Source organism: Saccharopolyspora galaxeae, assembly GCF_016526145.1.
Taxonomy (GTDB): domain Bacteria; phylum Actinomycetota; class Actinomycetes; order Mycobacteriales; family Pseudonocardiaceae; genus Saccharopolyspora_C; species Saccharopolyspora_C galaxeae.
The window spans coordinates 451,121-471,246 of the sequence record NZ_JADDUE010000002.1; the positions used below are offsets into that span (position 1 = coordinate 451,121).

The following is a 20,126-nucleotide window of genomic DNA, read 5'->3' on the forward strand; positions in this document are numbered from 1 at the left end:
TCCGGCCGGAATTGTCCCAGCTGATCGCGCATCGCCGTACCGGGCAGCGGCCGGGCGTCGGTCACGGGCATGACCGCCGATCCTAATCAGCTGATCTGCGGCCGGTCCCGCTCCGGTCCGGTGCGGTCGATCTCCACCCGGTTCCGGCCCGCGCGCTTCGCCCGGTACAGCGCGATGTCCGCGGCCGCGAAAAGGTGGTCCAGCTTGGCCGGTCCGCCCGCGACGCCGATGCTCACCGTCGGTGGTTTCCGGGTGCGGCCCACCACCAGCCGCCAGTCGTGCTCGTCCACCGCGGCCCGGATCCGTTCCGCGACCACCGGCCCTGCGCTGCGCGAATCCTCCGACTCGTCCACCAGCAGCACGACGAATTCGTCGCCGGCCCACCGGCAGATGAGGTCCTGTGCGCGGCACTCCCGCCGCAGCAAGTGCGCGACCTCCTGCAAGGCGGCGTCACCGACGGCGTGCCCGGCGAGGTCGTTGACGTTCTTGAACCAGTCCACGTCCAGCAGCACCAGCCACGGAACCCGGCCCTGCGCGGCGGTCGCCTCCAGCAGCGCGGGCGCCCGCCGTTGCAGGCCGAGGCGGTTGACCAGGCCGGTCAGCGGGTCCCGCACCGCGGCCTCCTGCGCGGCGGTGGCCATCCGCTGTGCCTGCACCGCGACCCGCCGCTGCTCCAGCGCCTGCCCGAGCCCTTCCTGCAAGGTCTCCGCCGCGGTACTGCTGGCGCGCACCGTGCGCCGCAGCGCCGCGGCCTCGCCGACCGGGTCTCCGATCAGATCGCAGATCTTGGCCAGGTCCAGCGAGAACCGCATCATCATCATGGTGTCGCCGAGGGACTCCGCGCCGTCGAGCGCGCGGCTGGCGAACGTGCGCGCGTCCTCCAGCTCGCCGTCCACCCGGCGGATGGTGGACAGCACCCAGTTCGCCACCGCGGCCGCGAACCAGTCCTCGGCGTCCCGGGACAGCACCAGCGCCTCCTGCGCCAGCCGCTCCGCCTGCCGCGGCTGCCCGAGACCGGCCATGCTCTGCGCACCGCCGCCGAGCGCCATGCGCTGCGTCGGACCTTCGTCCACCAGCAGCAAAGCCTCGTCGAAGAGGTCGCGGGCGGTGCGGTAGTGCTCGTGCACGTCCACTTCGCGGGCGAACGCGCGGAACAGCAGCGCGTGCGCTTCCCGCACCAGGCAGTGCGCCAGCGTCTCGCCGCCGCCCGCCTTGCGGGCGATCTGCACCGCTAGCGACATCAGGTCCATCGCCGACTCGCGGTGCCCGATGCTCTCCAGCAGGTAGCCGAGGATGCTCACGGTCTGCGCGGTCGGCTGATCCGCCGGCCGGTCGGTGTCCAGCTCCGTCCAGCCCTCCGCGGCCAGCTCCAGCGCCTGCGGGATGCGGCTGAGCCGCCACGCCAGCCACGCCCGATGCACCAGCACCGTCGCGCGGTTCCACTGCTCGCCGACCAGGTTCAGCCCGGCCGCGGTGAGCTCGTCGAACGCGACGTCGGCGGCGTGCAGCTTGCCCGCTTCCACCAGCAGCCGGACGTGGCGATCCTGCGCCGGGAGGTGCCCGGCCATCACTGGATCGTCCTGCCGCACGGCTGCTCCGAGGATCGCATTCATCCGCGGCGGGATCCCCGCCGCTCGCGTTCCCGACTCAGGCTACCGGCAGCGTTCCCGGCGGTACTTGTCGTGATGAACCACATCTTCCAGCGGCGACCGCTGTCGCCAGCCGTGTCGTTCCAGGTCAGGCGTTTCGGCCAGGTCGCGCACCGGGCCGACGCAGAGCCAGGCCACCGGCCGCACGCCGCCGGGGATGTCCAGCAGCCTGCGCAGGAACTCCTCGCGGTAGAAGCTGACCCAGCCCACGCCCATGCCCTCGGCCGTCGCGGCCAGCCACAGGTTCTGGATGGCCAGGCACACCGAGTACAGGCCCGCGTCGGCGATGGCGTGCCTGCCCAGCACGTCGGGAGCGCCGCGGGCCGGGTCGTAGGTGACCGCGATGCCGAGGCTGGATTCCACGATCCCCTCGACCTTGATCTTGGAGAACGTCTCGGCGCGCTCTCCGCTGAGCTCGGCGGCGAACACGCTGCGCTCGGCCAGCACGTGCTCCCGGAAGTCGCGGCGGGTGGCGTCGTCGCGGACCAGCACGAAGTCCCACGGCTGCGTGAGCCCGACGCTCGGCGCGCTGTGCGCGGCGGTCAGCACCCGGTGCAGCACCTCGTCCGGAATCGGCTCCCCGGTGAACTCGTTGCGCACGTCGCGGCGGCGCTGGAGCACGTCGTAGAGATCGGCGGAAGGTTCGGGCGCGTTGCGCATGGTGGTCATCCCGGCCATCCTGCCGTGTTGCCGCGCGTGACAACGAGGGGACCGCGCGCGGCGGGTGGGCGGCCGCACCGCCCACCCGCGGCGGCTCAGCGGCTGGCCGGGCTCGGGTAGGGCAGCAGCGCCACCTCCCGGGCGTTCTTGATCGCGCGGGCGACTTCGTGCTGCTGCTGCCGGGTCAGCCCGGTGACCCGGCGGGAACGGATCTTGCCGCGGTCGGAGATGAACTTGCGCAGCAGCGCGGTGTCCTTCCAGTCCACTTCGACCACGCCTTCCCTGCGCAGCAGGTTCGGTTTGCGGCGCGGCGCGCGCCGGTCGTGCTGGGCCATGCTCACCAACTCGATTTCGTCACGCCGGGCAGTTCGCCGTTGTGCGCGGCCTGGCGCAGCCGCACCCGGGAGAGCCCGAACTTGCGGAAGTAGCCGCGCGGGCGCCCGTCGATCGCGTCGCGGTTGCGGACTCGCGTGGCGCTGGCGTCGCGCGGCTGGCGGGACAGTTCGGTGACCGCGGCGGAGCGTTGCTCGGGGCTGCTGCCGGGCGCGGAGATGATCTTCTTGAGCTCGGCGCGCCGTTGTGCGTAGCGCGCCACCACCGCCCGCCGCTGCTCGTTGCGGGCGATCTTGGACTTCTTGGCCAACTCGGGTCCTCCTCAGCGCTCTTCGCGGAACTCGACGTGCTCGCCGAGCACCGGGTCGTATTTGCGCAACCGCAGCCGTTCCGGGTTGTTGCGGCGGTTCTTCCTGGTCATGTACGTGAAGCCGGTTCCTGCGGTGGACCGCATCTTGATCACCGGACGGATCTCGGAGGCGGCCATCAGACGCGTTCCCCGCGGGCGCGCATCTCGGCGACGACCGACTCGATGCCGCGCTTGTCGATCGTCTTGACGCCCTTGGTGGACACCTGCAGCCGCACCCAGCGCCCTTCCGAGGGCAGCCAGTACCGGCGTCGCTGCACGTTCGGCAGCCAGCGCCGGTTGGTTCGCACGTGCGAGTGGGAAACCTGCTTGCCGTAGCCGGGTTTCTTCCCGGTCACCTGGCAGCGGACGGACACGGAGACCTCCTGGTAACGACATCCATTTTCAACAAGAGTACCGTGTCCACCGGACCAGATGAAAACCATTCCCGATTGGGGCCGCACGTGGGAACCGAAGCCGAGCCGTCCCGAGTCCCGCTGACCGTGATCACGGGGGTGCACGCCGAACACCTCGCGCGGATCGCCAGGGCCGCCGCCGACGACGACCCGCAGGGCACCGCGCTCGTGCACCACGACTTGCGCGAGATCGCCCACGGCGTGGTCCGCCGCCACCTCCGGCAGGGCGACTCGGACCAGGTCACCGCGCTGGAACTGGCGCACGGCTGCGTGTCCTGCACGCTGCGCGAGGACTTCCTGCCGCTGCTGCGGCGGCTGGCCGCGGCGCCCGACGTGCGACGGATCGTGGTGCAGCTGGACCCGTCGGTGGAGCCGGAGGCGATCTGCTGGGCGATGGAGCACGTCCTGGTCGGTGAGTCCCCGGTCGTCGAGGACGTCGAGCTGCGCGCGGTCGTCGCGGCGGTCGACCTGCCGAGCTGGCTCGACGACGCCGGTGGGGACGAGCCGCTGCACGAGCGCGGGCTCAGCGGCAGCCCGGACGACGAGCGAACCGTCGCGCAGGTCGCGGTCGGCCAGGTCGAGTTCGCCGATGCCGTGGTGTTCGCCGGCGAGACCGACCGTTGGCAGCAGGTGCGCACCGAGGCGGTCGTCGACCGGCTCACCCCGCTCGCGCCGACCACCGCTCTCGGCCGGCTGGACCTGCCGGAGCTGCTGCGGCGCATCCCGGACAACGCGCGGCGCGGCGAGGTCGACGGCCCGCACGGGCAGCTGCTGCGCGGGCAACCGTCCATGGAGACCGACGCGGGCGTGTCGCTGCTGCTGTTCGAGGAACGCCGCCCGTTCCACCCGGAGCGGCTGCACCAGGCGCTGGACGTGCTGCTGCAAGGCGTCGTGCGCACCCGCGGCCGCGCGTGGGTGGCGAGCCAGCCGGACATCGCGCTGTGGCTGGAATCCGCCGGTGGCGGCATGCGGGTGGGCCACGCGGGGCCGTGGCTGGCCTCGCAAGCTGGCCCGCAGTGGTCCGAGCTGGACTCCGAGCAGCAGCTCAAAGCCTCGCTGAACTGGGACGAAGACTACGGCGACCGGATGCAGGAACTCGTCGTGATCGCGCACGAGGCCGATCCCGGCGAGATCCGGCAGGCGCTGCTCGGCGCGGTGCTCACCGACGACGAGATCGCCGAGGGGCAACCGGCGTGGCGCCACTACCCGGACCCGTTCGGCGAATGGCACGAGGACCCGTGCGAGGACCCCGCCGAGGGCGAGCAAGAACCGGCCTCGCAGGAGCGCCGCAACCAATGACCCGCGAACGCGGAACCGAAGTGAGGAGGCAAGCGTGAAACCGAACATCCACCCCGACTACGGCCCGGTGGTCTACCAGGACCGCAACACCGGCAAGCAGTTCCTGATGCAGTCCACCGCCACCTCGGAGCACACCACCACCTGGGAGGACGGCGGCACCTACCCGCTGGTCGTCGTGGACGTCTCCGCGGACTCGCACCCGTTCTGGACCGGCACCCAGCAGGTTCTGGACACCGAGGGACGTGTGGAGAAGTTCCGCCGCCGCTACGGCGGCCGAACCCGCTGAGGAGGAAGCGATGGCGGTCCCCAAGCAGAAGAAGCCCCGCAGCAAGACCCGGCAGCGGCGTTCGCAGTGGAAGGCGAGCGCGCCCGAGCTGGTGCCGGTCGTCGTGGACGGCGAGCGCAAGCTCGTGCCGCGGCGCCTGGTGCGCTATTTCCAGCAGCGCTGAACCCGCCGACGGCCCCGCTCGTCACGGCTTTCCGGGCGAGCGGGGCCGCGTCCGGCAGGCCCAGCGCGGGATCGATCACATCGGGTCCGCGGTCGCGGCGTGCTTCTCAGCTCCCTCTCAGGGCTCCGAGGAACACTGTCGGTATGCGCATCCTCGTCGTCGACGACGACCGTGCCGTGCGCGAGTCCTTGCGCCGCTCGTTGCAGTTCAACGGGTACCAGGTGGAACTCGCCGCGGATGGTCAGCAGGCACTCGACTGGTTGGCCGACCAGCGACCCGACGCGATGGTGCTGGACGTGATGATGCCGCGGCTGGACGGCCTGGAGGTCGCCCGCAGGCTGCGCAGCACCGGCGACGACCTGCCGATCCTGGTGCTCACCGCGCGCGACGCGGTCTCCGACCGGGTCGCCGGGCTGGACGCGGGCGCCGACGACTACCTGCCCAAGCCCTTCGCGCTGGAGGAACTGCTGGCGCGGGTGCGCGCGCTGCTGCGGCGCGCATCTCCGCCGGAGGCCGACGGCGGCGAAGGACCCGCCGCGCTGCACTTCGCCGACCTGGACCTCGATCCCGGCACCCGCGAAGTGCGCCGCGGCGACCGGCCGATCAGCCTCACCCGCACCGAGTTCGCGCTGCTGGAACTGCTCATGGCGCACCCCAAGCAGGTGCTCACCCGCAGTCGGCTGCTGGAGGACGTGTGGGGCTACGACTTCCCGACCTCCGGCAACGCGCTGGAGGTCTACGTCGGATACTTGCGCCGCAAGACCGAAGCCGAAGGTGAACCCCGCTTGATCCACACCGTGCGGGGCGTCGGTTACGTGCTGCGCGAGACCCCGCCGTGACCGCGCCCGAACCACCGCCCGAGGAGGGCGACGCCCAGCCCAAAGGTGGCTCGCTGCAAGGCGTTTCGCTGCGCAACCGGGTCACGCTGCTCGCCGCGCTGTGCGTGGCCGGAGCGGTCGCGCTGGTGTCGCTCGGCGCCTTCTACACGGTGCGGGACAGCCTGTACGAGCAGCTCGACGACAACCTGACCCGCCGTGCCGCGGAAGCCGCCGCCGGGCCGCTGATCAGCGCCCCCGGGATGCAGAGCGTGCCGCTGGCCTTCTACTCCGCGGCGAACCTGCAGATCAGCCTGCTCGCGCCGAACGGCTCGGACATCGCGCCGGGCAAACGCCCGCCGACCGGCGTGCTGGAGCTGGCCGTCGCGCAGGACAAGCTGCCCCGCTCGGTCCGCACCGACGAGGCCAGCAACAGCCGCGTCGTGGCGGTGCCCGCGGACAACGGCGCGCTGGTGATGTCGCAGTCGCTGGTTTCGACGAAGGCGACGCTGGCGCAGCTGAGCCTGGTGCTGGTGGTGATCAGCGGTGCGGGCATCCTGCTCGCCGCCGCGGCGGGAACGGCGGTGGCCAGCGCCGGGCTGCGGCCGGTGCAGCGGCTCACCGCGGCCACCGAGCGGGTGGCGCTGACCGGTGACCTGCGGCCGATCCCGGTCTCCGGGGACGACGAGCTCGCCCGGCTGACCATTTCGTTCAACGGGATGCTCGGCGCCCTCGCCGAATCGCAGGAGCGCCAGCGCAGGCTCGTCGCCGACGCCGGGCACGAGCTGCGCACCCCGCTGACCTCGCTGCGCACCAACCTCGAACTGCTCATGGCCGCCGCCCAGCCGGGCGCGCCAACGTTGTCCGAGGAGGACCGCGAGGAGATGTTCGCCGACGTGCGCGGCCAGATCACCGAGCTGTCCGCGCTGGTCGGCGACCTGGTGGAGCTGGCGCGGGAGGACGCTCCGCAGGCGGTGCACGAGCCGGTCGAGCTGGTCGACGTGGTGGAACGGGCGCTGAGCCGGGCGCGGCGGCGCGCGGGCTCGGTGGAGTTCGACGTGCGGCTGCAGCCGTGGACCTTGCCGGGCGATGCCACCGCCCTGGAACGCGCGGTGCTGAACTTGCTGGACAACGCCGCGAAGTGGAGCCAGGACGGCGGACGGGTGCGGGTCGAGCTGCATCCGGACGGGCAGGGCTCTGCGGCGCTGGAGGTCGCCGACAGCGGGCCGGGCATCGCCGAGGGCGACCGGCCGCACGTCTTCGAGCGGTTCTACCGCTCGTCGCACGCGCGCACGCTGCCCGGTTCCGGGCTCGGGCTCTCGATCGTCAAGCAGGTCGCCGAGCGGCACGGCGGCAGCGTGTGGGCCGGGCCCGCGCCGGAAGGCGGCGCGCTGCTGCGGATGATGTTGCCCGGTGGGCTCGGCTGACCGAGCGGTTGCCCGGTTCGGCCGATAATCCAACAGCACCGAACACGGTTGGTGATCAGTTCGGCCGAACACCCGGATTTTTCGTTCGGGTAGTTGCGGGTAGTGTTGTTTCGTGTTGACTTGATGGACTCAAGCTCACTGCTCAGGACACAGCGCCCGGTTCCTGCCGGGCCGGATGGGACGGGTGGAGTGCTCGCGCGGCAACGCCAGGAAGTGATCCTCGACGAAGTGCGCCGCACCGGCGCCGTGCAGGTCAGCGAACTCGTGCTGCGGCTCGGCGTGTCGGACATGACCATCCGGCGGGACCTGGACGCGCTGGCCAGGCAGGGCCTGGTGGAGAAGGTCTACGGCGGCGCTACCTCCACGCTGGGGCGCAGCACCGACGAACCCGGTTTCGAAGCCAAATCGGTGCGCCAGCTCGCCGAGAAGGAGGCCATCGCGAGCGTCGCGGCGGGCATGGTCCGCCCCGGCACCGCCATCGGGCTGTCCGCGGGCACCACAACCTGGACGCTGGCCCGGCACCTCGACGACATCCCGGACCTGACCGTGGTGACGAACTCGGTGCGGGTCGCCGACGTGCTCCAGCAGCGCGGCCGGGCCGACCGGACCGTGGTGCTCACCGGCGGCGTGCGCACTCCTTCGGACGCGCTGGTCGGCCCGGTCGCGGTGCAGGCGCTGCGCTCGCTGCACCTGGACCTGGTGTTCCTCGGCGTGCACGGCATGGCGCCGCGGGCCGGCTTCACCACGCCGAACCTGAACGAGAGCGAGGCGAACCGGGCGCTGGCCGAGGCCGCCAGCCGGCTGGTCGTGGTCGCCGATCACGCCAAGTGGTCGACCGTGGGCATCTCCACGATCGTCGACTTCGCCGAGGTCGACGTGCTGATCAGCGACGACGGCTTGCCCGCGGACGCCAGGCAGGTGCTGTCCGAGCAGGTGCACGAGCTGGTGATCGCCGAACCCGCGGCCGGGCTCAAGGCCGATCAGCACGCCGGGGCCGGTGCGGGTGAGTCCTCGCCTGCGGGGTCCGGGTCCGCGGAATCCGGGCCCGCGGGATCCGGCGCAGCGGAATCCGGCTCAGCAGAACCCGGTTCGACGGATTCCGTCCCGGCTGATGCAGGCAGAGCCGATTCAGTCCCGGCCGATTCCGGCTCGGCCGGTGCGAGCCCGGCTGGCCCCGGCACCGAACAGGAGGTCGCGCGGTGAAGCGCACGCTTCGGCACCTGGCCGACGGCAGGGAGATCATCTACTTCGACTCCGACGAGGCGCCGCCCCGCGCGGCCGAGGACACCCGCGAGCTGCCACCGCGACCGCCGGTTTCGGAGATGCGCCGCGACCCGCTCACCGGCGAGTGGGTCCCGATGGCCGCGCACCGGCAGAGCCGCACCTACAAGCCGCCGGCCGACCAGTGCCCGCTGTGCCCGAGCGCGCCGGGCCGCGCGACCGAGATCCCGGAGTCCGACTACGGCGTCGCGGTCTTCGAGAACCAGTTCCCCTCGTTCGCCGCCGCACCCGCCGACACGTCCGAAGTGCCGGAGATGCCGATGGTGCCCACCGGATCGGCGCGCGGGCGCTGCGAGGTCGTGTGCTTCACCTCCGATCACCACACCTCGTTCGGCCAGCTCACGCCCGCGCAGGTGCGCACCGTGGTGGAGGCGTGGGCGGACCGCACGGCCGAACTGTCCGCGGTGCCCGGCGTCGAGCAGGTGTTCTGCTTCGAGAACCGGGGCGAAGAGATCGGCGTGACGCTGCACCACCCGCACGGCCAGATCTACGGCTACCCGTTCGTCACGCCGAAGACGGACCGGATGTTGCGCGTCGCCGAGCAGTACCGAGCCGAGCACGGCAGGCCGCTGCTCGGCGATGTGCTGGCCGGTGAGCGCGCTTCCGGGCGGCGCGTGCTGGTCGACTCCGAGCACTGGACCGCGTTCGTGCCCGCCGCGGCGCGCTGGCCGGTGGAGGTGCACGTCGTGCCCCGGCGGCAGGTGCCCGACCTGGTGGCCCTGACCGATGCCGAGCGGGACGACTTCGCGGTGACCTACCTCGAATTGCTGCGTCGGCTGGACGGCCTCTACGACCGGCCGCTGCCGTACATCGCCGCCTGGCACCAGGCGCCGGTCCGCACCGGGCGGGACCTGTCGTGGCTGCACCTGGAGGTGTTCTCGGTGCTGCGGTCCGCGGACAAGCTCAAGTACCTCGCCGGGTCGGAGTCCGGAATGGCGGTGTGGATCAACGACGTGACGCCGGAGCAGATCGCCGACCGGCTCAAGGCGATCTGAGCGCCTCCCGCCGAGTCGCCCGCCGAGTCGACTGCTGCGTCGATACGCTGCGTGAACTGCCTCGTTCCCGACTGGGCGGATGAGCTTGCGCATCGTGTTGAATTTCCGTTGCTCGTCCACAGGGGGGTCTCAGGTGCCTCTCAGCTCGATGCCCCAAAGTGGGAAACATGAGCGACACGCCCCAGCGCGGTTCGGGCGAGCAACCCGAGGAGCCGCAGCAGCAGGCAGCAGGCGAAACGGACGCGCCGAAAGCCTCCGCCGACACTCCGCCGGCGGGGTTTTCCGAGCAGCACACCACGCAGTCGCAGACCTCGGCCGGTGACGCCTACGGCGCAACCGGTGGCGAGCAGAGCGGGCGGTCCGGCACCGGTGCGCAGGGCCAGCAGTACGGGGCGGCCCAGCAGGGAACCGGGCGGCCGGACAGGCCCGATGCGGGCCAGGCCGGCACCGATCAGATCGGTACGGGGCCGTACGGCACCGAGCAGTACGGGGGCGGGCCGTACGGCGCCGGGCAGCACGGCGTCGGCCAAGCCGGAACCGGGGAATACGGCGCCGGCCAGTACGGCACCGTCCAGTACCCGCAGTACCCCGGAACTCAATCCGGCGCCGCTGCTTACGGCGCGCAGGAACCGGGTATCGGCGGCGCTCCCAGTGGGCACTACCCGTATATGGGGACACCGCCGAACCAAGGTTGGCAGCAGCAACCGCACCCGCCGATGGGTGCGGTTCCGGTGCAGCAGGAACGCCGCAGGCGGCGGGGCTCGACGGTCGGGGTGGCGCTCGGCGGCGCCCTGCTCATCGGCCTGCTCGGTGGTGGCATCGGCGGGTACGTCGGCTACCACTTCGGCAGCAACAACGGCTCTTCCGCGGTCACGAGCCTCGAGCAGCAGCCACCGGCGCGCAGCGCCAGCAACGCCCCGCAGGGCTCCGTGCAAGGCGTGGCGCAGAAGGTCCTGCCGAGCGTTGTGCAGCTGCAGATCCAGAGCGCCGAAGGATCCGGTGAGGGCTCGGGCATCGTGCTCAGCCCGGACGGCTACATCCTCACCAACTCGCACGTCGCGCAAAGCGCCCAGCAAGGACGGCTGACCGCGGTGTTCAGCGACAGCCGAACCGCGTCGGTGCGGGTCATCGGCTCGGACCCGAGTTCGGACCTGGCGGTGGTGAAGGCGGACATCAACGGCTTGCAGCCTGCCGATCTCGGCCGTTCCGACGATCTGCCGGTCGGCGCTCCGGTGGTGGCCATCGGCTCGCCGTTCGGCCTTTCCGGCACCGTGACCAGCGGCATCATCAGCGCCAAGAACCGGGCCGTGCGCGCGGGCGGGCAGAGCGGTGACCAGTCGAGCGTGCTCAACGCGCTGCAGACCGACGCCGCGATCAACCCGGGCAACTCGGGCGGGCCGCTGGTCGACATGGACGGGCGCGTCGTGGGCATCAACTCGGCGATCTACAGCCCCGGGTCCAGCCAGGAGCAGGGCGGCTCGGTCGGTCTCGGCTTCGCCATCCCGATCGATCACGCCAAGCGCATCGCGACCGAGCTGAAGAACACCGGCTCGGCCACGCACACCACGCTCGGCGTCGGCATCGTCTCGGCGAACCAGCCCGGAGCCCTGGTGCGCACCGTCGCCCCGGGCGGAGCCGCGCAGCGAGCCGGTGTCCAGCCGGGCCAGCTGATCACCAAGTTCGACGGCCGCACCATCGAGGACGCCGACTCGCTGATCGCCGCGGTGCGTTCGCACACGCCCGGCCAGAAGGTCCCGATGACCACGGTCTCCCCGAACGGCGGCGGTGAGCAGACCGTGGAGGTCGTGCTCACCGGCGAGAAGCGCTGACGCGAACCGGCCCGGCCACCAGCCGCGGCCGCCCCGACCCGTGCCCCCACCGGGGCAGGTTGAACAAGGAGGACCCGTCCGATGTCCGAACGCAACGGCACCGTTCTGCCCGGCGACCGGATACGCCTGGTCGAACCCGAAGGGTCACTCGATCTCAACGACGAATTCCTTGCCACTACGGTGAACGACATGGAACGCAGCGCGCAGCGGCTGGGACGCGCCCTGGTGGTCGTGGTGGACGACCGGGTCGCGCGGGGCGAGCAGGAGGACAGCATCGGTCTGCTGGTGACCGAACTGCTGGAGGAGGCCGGATTCATCGTGGACGGCAGCGTCGCGGTGGCCGGTGAGACGGTGGACATCCGAAACGCGCTGAACACCGCGGTGATCGGTGGGGTGGACGTGGTGATCACGGTCGGCGGCACCGGAGTGTCGCCGCGGGACGTGACACCGGATGCGACTTCCGGGGTGCTGGACATGCCGGTGCCGGGCATCGCCGAGGCGCTGCGGGCATCCGGGCTGGCGGCCGGGGCGGTCGACGCCGGGGTGTCCCGCGGGTTGGCCGGGGTTTCCGGCAGCACGCTGGTGGTCAACTTGGCCGGTTCGCGGGCCGCGGTCCGCGACGGGATGGCGACGCTGTCCCCGCTGGTCACGCACGTGATCGAGCAGCTGTCCGGACTCGAATCGGCCTGATCCCCGCCCGCGGTGGGCGGGACGTACAAAACGGTGGCGGCACCCGCTCGGGTGCCGCCACCGTGCTGTTCGCGGTCGGTTCCGGCTCAGCTGCCGGAGGGCTTGTCCGGCCCGGAAGGCTTGTCAGGGCCGGAGCCGGATTCGCCGGACGACTTGCCGTCCTGCCCGTCCGGCTTGGCCTGCCCGTCCCGCTTGAGCATGCCCTCGACCTTGCCGCTGACGTTCTCGATCTGGTCGTGGTACTTGCCGCCGGTGGCCTTGTCCACGCTCGACTTGGCGGCGTCCAGCCCCTTGGCGGCGTTCGGCCCGGCCTTCTCGGCGAACTCGCCTGCTTTGCCCTTGGCCTGGTTGGCCAGGTCCTTGGCCTTGTCCACGAAACTCATCGGCTGCCTCCGCTTCGACGCTGCCCGGCCGGTGGTAGCAGGTGCCGCGAGCCGGTGCTCGTCGCGGCCCGGCGTGTCCGTGCCGTCACCGGGTGTTTCCCGATATTCCCATGGTGACATCGTGATCTTGGCGGAGGAAGCGACCCGCCTCCCGGCGCTTCCGCGGTCGCCGCGATGGGGGACGATGGTGGCGTGACCGACGACGAACGGCGGCGTCAGCGGCGACTCGCGGAGATCTTCGGCGAGGTGCTGCCGGAGACGACCTCCGACGAGCAGAGCGCCTCCGAGTCCGGCGCGGACGCCGCGCGGGACTCCGACCGCTGGTACGCGGAGAACCGCCCACCCCACCACGGCGGCTGAGCTACCCGCGTACGGCCGACGCGCCGCGTGCCGCCCGCATCGGGCCGAAGGCCGTCGACCACGGCGCGGTGCTGCCCGCCGAGGCTGCCGGACGCCGTCCGCGCCCACTCGAATCGCAGCCTCAGTTCTTGCTGCCGTTCCCGTTCGAGCTCTTGGAGGCCGAAGCGGACGTGCTCGCGGTCGCCGCCTCGCCGTCGCCGCCCTTGGTCGTCTCGTCGTCCGCCAGCCCCTTGATGGCAGGCAGGCCCTGCTCCTTGCGCAGCAGGTCCCGGATCTCCAGCAGGAGCTCCGCCTCGGTCGGGTCGACCGACTCCTCCGTGCCCTTCTTGCGCCGCTCCTGGATCTTCTGCATCGGCAGCACGAACAGGAAGTAGACCACCGCGGCGGTGATCAGGAAGGTGATCACCGCGTTGATCACGAGCGAGAAGTCGATCTTCGACGACTCGTTGCCCTTGACCAGCTGGATCGTCAGGCCGTCCACCTGGGCACCGCCCGCGGAGGCGATCACCGGCCGGATGATGCTGTTCGTGACCGCGGTGACCAGTGCCGTGAAGGCACTGCCGACGACGACCGCCACCGCGAGGTCGATGACGTTGCCCCGCATGAGGAAGTCCTTGAAGCCCTTGAGCACGGCACGCTCCTTCTTCGATCGAGATGCCCGGGGCCGTCCCGGGCCGGTAGGCGCGGCGGAAGCCGTCCGTCCGCTCGGCCCTACGTCTGCTCAGCGCAGCGTAACGGTCACCGATCGGGTCAGTGACGCTCCTGCCACTGCCGGGGCGCGTTGCTCCGGCAGCCCGACTACCACGAGTCGTCCCTGATCGGGGCCGCTGCCCGCAGGGCGGACGGCGAGCACCGGTACCCGCTCGGCCAGCACTGATCCGGTATCGGACCGAGTAGGGATCGTGACGATGTCCACCCGGGTGCCGGAGCGCAGCAGGTCGGCGACGGCCGGGTCGGCCAGCCTGATCGGCACCGCGACGTGGTCCTCCCGCCCGGTGGTGATCCTGGTCAGCTCCGGCCCGGTGAAGCGCACGTCGGTCAACGGCTCACCGCCGCGCGAGGCTCCGCCGAGCGTGCGTCCGCGGGCCGCGGCGACCTCGCGCACCGCTCCGCGCGGCACCGCATCTGCGGGCAGCGCCCGCTGCGCCAGGTCCGAGTCCGTCAGTACGTGCCCCGGTGCGAGGTCGTGCGCGGCCACCACGACCCGGACCCGGTCATCCGGCGGAGCGGACTCCGGCCGCACCGCGAGCAGCAACGCGAGCACGATCAGCATCCCCGCGGCCGCTCGGCGGGCGAACAGCACGCGAACACCGTGCAGCCAGGGAAGCCGGGCCGAGACCCGGTCCCGCCACGTCGGTTCGAGCGAGAGCTCCTTCCGCCGTCTCCGGCGCATACCGCGTCGCCGGTTCCCGCCGGAGCCCGCCTTCCCGCTGGGACCCGCCTTGCCACCGGGATCCGGGTTCCCGCTCGCACCGCTACCTCGCCCGCTCATGTCGCCCCCTGCGTCGTTGACCACCTGTGATCGACGCTAGAAGAGCCGGGAACCGGCGGGCAGGGTCAAATCCGGAATCTGTGGATGAACCGGCGGCCTGTGGACAACTCGGCCGCGGGTGAGCATCGAAAATCGCCGACCGCTGCAAGCGATCGGCGATTCGGCAACTGCTGCGAGTTCAGTGCTGCGACTGCAGCGTTGCGAGCTCGAACGCGGCGAGCTCAGGTGCCGCGAGCTGCGGCCCCAGTCAGGACGCCGCGGTCGCGGTGGACGAGCTCGAAGAACTCGAGGACGACGAGGAACTCGCCGACGAGTCCGAACCGGAGCTCTTCGACTCCGAAGAGCCGGAACCCGAAGACGACGATCCGGAAGACGAATCCGACGAGCCGGACGAGCCGGACGACGACGAATCCGACGAACCGGTCGAGCCGGAGTTCGACCGGTTGTCCGTGCGGTAGAACCCGCTGCCCTTGAACACGATGCCCACGGCGTTGAACAGCTTCCGCAGCCTGCCCTCGCACTCGGGGCACTCCGTCAGCGAATCCTCGCTGAACGACTGCACCGTCTCGAAGCGGTGCTCGCACTCGGTGCAGGCGTACTGGTACGTGGGCACGGCGGTCAACCTCCGGGCGTTCATGGTATTGGCACTCGAGCGGACAGAGTGCCAACCCGATGATGCGCCAAATCGGGTGCCCAGCGCAAACACTCCTACGTCACACGACGTCCGAGATCGGCGTCGGCAGCCAGCTGCACAACGCCCCGACCAGGCGTCATGACCGCGTGCAGCCGCACGTCGTGCGGCTCGCCCGGCAGCGAATCCACGAATTCCTCGTCCCGGACCACGCCGATCAGCACCGCGTCCGGCGCTGCCGACGGCAACGACCGGTCGTAGTGACCAGCGCCCCGGCCCAGCCGGACACCGCGCAGGTCCACGCCCAGAGCCGGTACCAGCACCGCATCCGCCGCGGAGATCGCCGCCTGGCCGAGCCGGGCGCCGACCGGCTCCAGCAAGCCGTACTCGGCTCTCCGGAGCGAATCGGCGCCGGTGTAGTCCGCCCACTCCAGCGGCTCGGCGCCGACGACCACCGGCAGCAGCACGCGCCAACCGGATTCCCGCAGGGCGTCCAGCATCGCCAGCGATCCCGGTTCGCCGCGCACCGGCACGTAACCGGCCACCACACCGGGCTTGCGCCGGGCGGCCCAGCTCAGCACCGCCGCCCGCAGCGCCTCCGCCTCCGCTGATCGTGTGGTCTCGGCGCTGGACCGCCGGAGTTCGCCCAGCTCGCGCCGCCACTGCGTCTTGGCTTCCCGTAGTTCTCCCAGCGAGGTCACAGCTCCACTGTAGGTCCGGCCGATAGGCTCCGGGACCATGAACAGCGCTGCCAGCAACCCCGCGACCGCTGCATTCCGCACCGCGATCGTGCCCGCTGCGGGCCTCGGCACGAGGTTCCTGCCGACCACGAAATCCGTCCCCAAGGAACTGCTGCCGATCGTCGACACCCCGGGGATCGAACTGGTGGCCACCGAGGCCGCCGAGGCGGGCGCGGACCGGCTACTGATCGTCACCTCACCGGACAAGCAGGCCGTGGCCGACTACTTCCAGCCGGCCCCGGAGCTGGAGGGGACGTTGCGCGACCGCGGAAAGGACACCCTGCTGCAGAAGGTGCAGCGCGGCCCCGGCCTGATCACCGCGGAAACCGCGCTGCAGGAGAGCGCCCTCGGGCTCGGGCACGCCGTCGGATGCGCTGAACCGAAGCTCGGCCCGGACGATGACGCGGTCGCCGTCCTGCTGCCCGATGACCTGGTCCTGCCCCACGGGGTCCTGAGCAAGATGGCCGAAGCCCGGGCGCGGTACGGCGGAAGCGTGCTGTGCGCGTTCGACGTCCCGCCCGAGCAGGTTGCCTCCTACGGCGTGTTCCAGGTGGCCGACACCGGCGAGGAGGACGTCAAGCAGGTCCACGGCATGGTCGAGAAGCCCGCGCCGGAGCAAGCCCCCTCGAACCTAGCCGCGGCCGGGCGGTACCTGCTGGATCGCGCGGTGTTCGACGCGCTCAAGCGCATCGAACCCGGTGCCGGAGGTGAGTTGCAGCTCACCGATGCCGTAGCGTTGCTGATCTCGGAGGGTCATCCGGTGCACGTCGTGGTGCACCGCGGAGACCGACACGACTTGGGAAATCCTGGCGGTTTCCTGAAAGCTGCGGTGGACTTCGCGCTGGAGGATTCCGAGTACGGGCCGGGCCTGCGGGACTGGCTCGGCAAGAGGTTGAACAGGAGCTGAGGACTCGCGGCCTCGGCTCCGCGCGGAAGAGGTCGAGTGCCATGAGGTCAGTGGACGAACAGCTCGCGCGAGTCCTCGCCGCCGCCGTGCGGCCCTCTCCGGTCCGCGTGGCGATCTCGGAGGCGCAGGGACTGCTGTGCGCCGAGGAAGTCGTGGCCGGGCAAGCGCTGCCCGGGTTCGACCAGGCCGCGGTGGACGGCTACGCGGTGCGCAGCGTGGACGTGCGGACCGACGACGGCGAAGCTCCGGTGCTGCCCGTGGTCGGCGAGATAACGTCCGGTTCGCGGCAGCCGCGCAGGCTGCAGCCGGGGCAAGCGGTCCGGGTCGCCACCGGCGCCCCGCTGCCCACGCTCGCGGACGCGGTCGTCCCGTTGGAGCAAACCGACGAGCACCCGGCGAAGGTCACGGTGCGCGAGGGCGTGCCGTCGGCGGCGTTCGTGCGCCGCACCGGGGAGGACGTGCAGACCGGTGACGTGGCGGTGCGCCGCGGTTCGGCGATCGGCTCCGCGCAGGTGGGGCTGCTCGCCGCGGTCGGCAGGGACAAGGTGCTGGTGCACCCGCGCCCGCGCGTCTCGGTGATCTCGCTGGGCGAGGAGCTCGTCGACGTCGACCGCACGCCGGGGCAGGGGCAGGTCTACGACGTCAACTCGTATGCGCTGGCCGCCGCGGCCCGCGACGCCGGCGCCGAGGTGACCCGCGTCGGCATCGTCGGCATCGACCCGAAGCGGTTGCGTGAGGTGATCGAGGGCCGGTTGCTGCTGTCCGAGATCGTCGTGATCGCGGGCGGCATCGGCGGCGCGGTGGGTGCCGAGGTGCGCGCGGCGCTGTCCGATCTCGGCGAGCTCGACACCACTCGGGTCGCGATGCACCCGGGTTCGATGCAGGGCTTCGGCCGGCTCGGCCCGGACGAGGTGCCGACGTTCCTGATGCCGGGCAACGCGGTCAGCGCCCTCGTGCTGTTCGAGGTCCTGGTGCGTCCGCTGATCCGCGCAGCGCTGGGGCGCGAGAATCCGCACCGGCGCACCGTGACCGCGAACCTGCTGTCCCCGGTGAGCTCGACGGCCGGGCGCCGCGGGTTCCTGCGCGGGCAGTTGCTGCGCGACCCGGAGACCGACTCCTACCTGGTGCAACCGCTGGGCACCTCCGGCTCGCACCTGCTGGCCTCGCTGGCCGAGGCGAACTGCCTGGTGCTGATCGACGAAGACGTCTCCGAGGTGTCCGCGGGCGAGGACGTGCAGATCCGCTTCCTGTCGCAGCGCGCCTGACCCGCGGCGACGATGGCCACGGATTCCGAGATCTTCGCCGGGCGGCATCCCGGCTGGCCGGCCCGCCCCGCTCCGCTGGCGGTGCGCGCGGGCGCGGTGGCGCTGCGCCCGCCCCGGCTGCGGGACGCCTCCGCGTGGAGCGGGCTGCGGTTGCAGGACCGGGACTACCTGCAGCGTTGGGAGCCGACGACGTTCGGTGATTGGCAAGACCGCAACGCGCTGCTGGCCTGGCCGGCCCAGTGGAGCGCGCTGCGCGGGCTGGCGCGGCGCGGTCAGGCGCTGCCGTTCGTGATCACCGTGGACGGCCGGTTCGCCGGGCAGCTCACCGTCGGCAACATCGTGCGCGGGGCGTTGCGCTCCGCGTGGGTCGGTTACTGGGTCGCGGCCGAGTGCGCCGGTGGGGGCGTTGCGACGGCCGCCGTGGCGATGGCGGTCGATCAGTGCTTCGGCCCGGCGGGGCTGCACCGGCTGGAGGCGACGGTGCGCCCGGAGAACGCGGCGAGCGTGCGGGTGCTGGAGAAGTCCGGGTTCCGCCGGGAAGGCCTGTTCGAGCGCTACCTCGACGTCGAAGGCGCTTGGCGCGATCACTACGTCTACGGGCTGACCACCGAGGACGTGCCGGGCGGCGCGGTGCGCGCGTTGGTTCGCGCCGGCTGGGCCGAACGCGCCTGAACCGCGGCGAGAGCTTCGTCACCGCGCCCGTCCGCGCACATCGCCCGATCGAGTGCATTTCCGCTGTTCACAGGCGTGCGCGAGCCGACACGCCGGTACATCATCTCCCGCCCGTGCGACCCCGCGTGCGTTTCTCTCGAGCGCAGGCGAAACGGAAACGAATCGGCGTGGCTCAGAGACAGATGTGACAGAAGTGGCTAGCGTGGCGATCGCAGAAGTGTGCGGCAGGCAGCCAGGGGGAGGTGGCGGCGCGTGCCCAGTTCTTTGATCTTCGCGGCGTTGGCGGCGGCGTGGCTCGTCGTGCTGGTTCCGATGTTCGCCCGCCGTCGGCAGGAGGTGTCCCGGACCACCGACTCAGCGCTGGCGGCACGAGTGGTGCGCAGAGGCGGCGACCGGGCACCCGCGGAACCCGGCGACGCGGAAACCGACAGGGCGCAGGAGGCGTACGGCATGGCCGACACCGACCGGCACGACGACGACATCGAACCCGACCTCGACGACGTACCCGACGAGCAGGACGAGCAGGGGCGGCCGGTCAACGGCGACGACGTCCGCGCCGGCCGCCGCTACCGGCCCGGCCGCGGCGGCTACGACCCGGAAGCCGCGGCGCTGGCCGCGCGCACCAAGTACGCCCGCAGGCAGCGCGTCCTGCTGCTCATCGTGGCCGCCGCCGTCGCGACCGCACTGCTCGCCGCCTTCGCCTGGACCGCGGCCTGGTGGCTGCACGGCATGATCGACCTCGGCATCGTCGGCTACCTCACCTACCTGCGGCGGCAGGTGCGGATCGAACAGGACATCCGGGATCGGCGGCTCGCCCGCATGTCCGAGTCCCGCGACGAACCCGACGCGGACTACCGCGAGACGTACTACGACGAACCGGCCGAGCCCGCCGCGGAGGACCGATACGACTACGAGCCCCGCCGCGACGACCGGCGCGGCTCCGACGCGGTGGTCGTCGAGATCGACGACGAAGACCCCATGTTCGACGAACTCGACGAGCGCACCTGGCAGCCGTACCGCCGTGCGGTGGGCGAATGAACCTCCCGCCCACAAGCGAGGGGGGTGCTCCGAGTGCTGTCGGCGGCCTGCTAAGCTGCAACAGCACTCGGAAAAAGGGGCTGTAGCGCAGTTGGTAGCGCGTCTCGTTCGCATCGAGAAGGTCAGGGGTTCGATTCCCCTCAGCTCCACCTTAGAGGTATTACTAGAACACGTGCCTGATTGAAGGCCCTGGAGTAGTACCGCGACGCCGGAAGGCGAGGACGGGCCACCCGCTTGGCGAGTGGCCCTTTTGCTGTCTCGGGGCTCCGGAATGGCGGGCATGTTGTGCTGTGCGTCTCGCGTTGACCGTTGCGTCTGCTGGATGGCATGGAGCTGACTGAACGGTTCCTGGAGGTCGTGGTCGGTGACCTCCTCATCCTCGATGTAGATGTTGTGGAAGATCGCCTGGTTGAGCAGGCGCCGCTGCTCGTCGTTGCACCGCCGGTACA

The 20,126-nt window shown here is 71.4% G+C and carries 24 protein-coding genes, 1 tRNA gene and 2 pseudogenes; 16 read left to right on the forward strand and 11 right to left on the reverse strand.

Annotated features, from left to right (window positions below; translation table 11 throughout):
* Positions 1-86: 86 nt before the first annotated feature.
* From INP57_RS06485 to rpmB, 6 genes are all read right to left on the reverse strand, one after another.
* Positions 87-1,568: a GGDEF domain-containing protein gene (locus tag INP57_RS06485; protein WP_200069109.1), complete on the reverse strand. Its 1,482-nt coding sequence runs from the start codon at positions 1,566-1,568 to the stop codon at positions 87-89.
* An 84-nt stretch (positions 1,569-1,652) separates the two neighbouring features.
* The gene (gene bluB / locus INP57_RS06490; RefSeq protein ID WP_200069110.1) at positions 1,653-2,318 is read right to left on the reverse strand and encodes a 5,6-dimethylbenzimidazole synthase; all 666 of its coding nucleotides are present in this window, start codon (positions 2,316-2,318) and stop codon (positions 1,653-1,655) included.
* 86 nt (positions 2,319-2,404) lie between these two features.
* Positions 2,405-2,644 (reverse strand): 30S ribosomal protein S18, encoded by a 240-nt coding sequence (gene rpsR, locus INP57_RS06495; protein WP_200069111.1) that lies wholly within the window; start codon positions 2,642-2,644, stop codon positions 2,405-2,407.
* A 2-nt stretch (positions 2,645-2,646) separates the two neighbouring features.
* On the reverse strand, positions 2,647-2,952 hold the full coding sequence (gene rpsN, locus INP57_RS06500) for a 30S ribosomal protein S14 (RefSeq protein WP_200069112.1): 306 nt from the start codon (positions 2,950-2,952) through the stop codon (positions 2,647-2,649).
* Between the two features lie 12 nt (positions 2,953-2,964).
* Positions 2,965-3,129 (reverse strand): 50S ribosomal protein L33, encoded by a 165-nt coding sequence (rpmG, locus tag INP57_RS06505; RefSeq protein ID WP_200069113.1) that lies wholly within the window; start codon positions 3,127-3,129, stop codon positions 2,965-2,967.
* On the reverse strand, positions 3,129-3,365 hold the full coding sequence (rpmB, locus tag INP57_RS06510) for a 50S ribosomal protein L28 (protein ID WP_200069114.1): 237 nt from the start codon (positions 3,363-3,365) through the stop codon (positions 3,129-3,131). The genes rpmG and rpmB overlap by 1 nt, the downstream gene beginning before the upstream one ends.
* A 75-nt stretch (positions 3,366-3,440) precedes the next feature.
* On the opposite strand from rpmB, the gene mrf reads away from it, so the two are divergent.
* From mrf to INP57_RS06555, 9 genes and pseudogenes are all read left to right on the forward strand, one after another.
* Positions 3,441-4,703, forward strand: coding sequence for a ribosome hibernation factor-recruiting GTPase MRF (gene mrf, locus INP57_RS06515; protein WP_233626964.1), 1,263 nt, complete (start codon positions 3,441-3,443; stop codon positions 4,701-4,703).
* 34 nt (positions 4,704-4,737) lie between these two features.
* Positions 4,738-4,989 (forward strand): type B 50S ribosomal protein L31, encoded by a 252-nt coding sequence (locus INP57_RS06520; RefSeq protein WP_200069115.1) that lies wholly within the window; start codon positions 4,738-4,740, stop codon positions 4,987-4,989.
* A gap of 10 nt (positions 4,990-4,999) precedes the next feature.
* Complete coding sequence (gene rpmF / locus INP57_RS06525) at positions 5,000-5,152, forward strand: 50S ribosomal protein L32 (RefSeq protein ID WP_200069116.1); 153 nt, start codon at positions 5,000-5,002, stop codon at positions 5,150-5,152.
* 143 nt (positions 5,153-5,295) lie between these two features.
* On the forward strand, positions 5,296-5,991 hold the full coding sequence (locus INP57_RS06530) for a response regulator transcription factor (protein WP_200069117.1): 696 nt from the start codon (positions 5,296-5,298) through the stop codon (positions 5,989-5,991).
* Positions 5,988-7,394, forward strand: coding sequence for a sensor histidine kinase (locus tag INP57_RS06535; protein ID WP_200069118.1), 1,407 nt, complete (start codon positions 5,988-5,990; stop codon positions 7,392-7,394). Before INP57_RS06530 ends, INP57_RS06535 begins: the two co-directional genes overlap by 4 nt.
* A 189-nt stretch (positions 7,395-7,583) precedes the next feature.
* Positions 7,584-8,378: pseudogene (locus INP57_RS06540) on the forward strand (DeoR/GlpR family DNA-binding transcription regulator); the annotation flags it as partial.
* Positions 8,379-8,593: 215 nt separating this feature from the next.
* Positions 8,594-9,670 (forward strand): galactose-1-phosphate uridylyltransferase, encoded by a 1,077-nt coding sequence (galT, locus tag INP57_RS06545; protein ID WP_200069119.1) that lies wholly within the window; start codon positions 8,594-8,596, stop codon positions 9,668-9,670.
* Positions 9,671-9,837: 167 nt separating this feature from the next.
* Entirely contained in the window at positions 9,838-11,499 is a 1,662-nt protein-coding gene (locus tag INP57_RS06550) for a S1C family serine protease (RefSeq protein ID WP_233626965.1), read from the forward strand.
* Between the two features lie 189 nt (positions 11,500-11,688).
* Entirely contained in the window at positions 11,689-12,189 is a 501-nt protein-coding gene (locus tag INP57_RS06555; protein WP_200069395.1) for a MogA/MoaB family molybdenum cofactor biosynthesis protein, read from the forward strand.
* Between the two features lie 86 nt (positions 12,190-12,275).
* Here the strand turns inward: INP57_RS06555 and INP57_RS06560 are convergent, their stop codons facing one another.
* A complete protein-coding gene (locus INP57_RS06560) occupies positions 12,276-12,572 on the reverse strand; it encodes an antitoxin (protein WP_200069120.1) in 297 nt (98 codons plus the stop codon).
* A 192-nt stretch (positions 12,573-12,764) separates the two neighbouring features.
* Here INP57_RS06560 and INP57_RS06565 point away from each other — a divergent pair, with 192 nt between their 5' ends.
* Positions 12,765-12,932: a hypothetical protein gene (locus INP57_RS06565; protein WP_233627172.1), complete on the forward strand. Its 168-nt coding sequence runs from the start codon at positions 12,765-12,767 to the stop codon at positions 12,930-12,932.
* Positions 12,933-13,053: 121 nt separating this feature from the next.
* Here the strand turns inward: INP57_RS06565 and mscL are convergent, their stop codons facing one another.
* Together mscL and cpaB are read right to left on the reverse strand one after the other, a co-directional pair.
* Positions 13,054-13,563, reverse strand: coding sequence for a large conductance mechanosensitive channel protein MscL (gene mscL / locus INP57_RS06570; RefSeq protein WP_200069122.1), 510 nt, complete (start codon positions 13,561-13,563; stop codon positions 13,054-13,056).
* A gap of 90 nt (positions 13,564-13,653) precedes the next feature.
* Positions 13,654-14,424 carry a Flp pilus assembly protein CpaB gene (gene cpaB / locus INP57_RS06575; RefSeq protein ID WP_233626966.1) on the reverse strand — a complete coding sequence of 257 codons (771 nt, stop codon included), beginning with the start codon at positions 14,422-14,424 and terminating at the stop codon, positions 13,654-13,656.
* Between the two features lie 266 nt (positions 14,425-14,690).
* Between cpaB and INP57_RS30485 the strand changes: the two genes are divergently transcribed.
* Positions 14,691-14,882, forward strand: a complete 192-nt coding sequence (locus tag INP57_RS30485; RefSeq protein ID WP_374220927.1) for a hypothetical protein — start codon at positions 14,691-14,693, stop codon at positions 14,880-14,882.
* A 14-nt stretch (positions 14,883-14,896) separates the two neighbouring features.
* On the opposite strand, the pseudogene INP57_RS30490 reads toward INP57_RS30485, so the two are convergent.
* Positions 14,897-15,061: pseudogene (locus INP57_RS30490) on the reverse strand (FmdB family zinc ribbon protein); the annotation flags it as partial.
* Positions 15,062-15,132: 71 nt separating this feature from the next.
* Positions 15,133-15,756, reverse strand: coding sequence for a 5-formyltetrahydrofolate cyclo-ligase (locus INP57_RS06585; protein WP_307849936.1), 624 nt, complete (start codon positions 15,754-15,756; stop codon positions 15,133-15,135).
* Positions 15,757-15,793: 37 nt separating this feature from the next.
* On the opposite strand from INP57_RS06585, the gene INP57_RS06590 reads away from it, so the two are divergent.
* The 5 genes from INP57_RS06590 (at position 15,794) to INP57_RS06610 (ending at position 19,826) form a co-directional block, all read left to right on the forward strand.
* Entirely contained in the window at positions 15,794-16,702 is a 909-nt protein-coding gene (locus tag INP57_RS06590; RefSeq protein WP_200069125.1) for a UTP--glucose-1-phosphate uridylyltransferase, read from the forward strand.
* Between the two features lie 41 nt (positions 16,703-16,743).
* Positions 16,744-17,967, forward strand: a complete 1,224-nt coding sequence (glp, locus tag INP57_RS06595; RefSeq protein ID WP_200069126.1) for a molybdotransferase-like divisome protein Glp — start codon at positions 16,744-16,746, stop codon at positions 17,965-17,967.
* Between the two features lie 12 nt (positions 17,968-17,979).
* Positions 17,980-18,639, forward strand: a complete 660-nt coding sequence (locus INP57_RS06600) for a GNAT family N-acetyltransferase (RefSeq protein WP_200069127.1) — start codon at positions 17,980-17,982, stop codon at positions 18,637-18,639.
* A 252-nt stretch (positions 18,640-18,891) separates the two neighbouring features.
* Positions 18,892-19,677, forward strand: a complete 786-nt coding sequence (gene sepX, locus INP57_RS06605; protein ID WP_200069128.1) for a divisome protein SepX/GlpR — start codon at positions 18,892-18,894, stop codon at positions 19,675-19,677.
* Positions 19,678-19,753: 76 nt separating this feature from the next.
* A tRNA-Ala gene (locus INP57_RS06610) sits at positions 19,754-19,826 on the forward strand.
* The last annotated feature ends 300 nt before the right edge of the window (positions 19,827-20,126 follow it).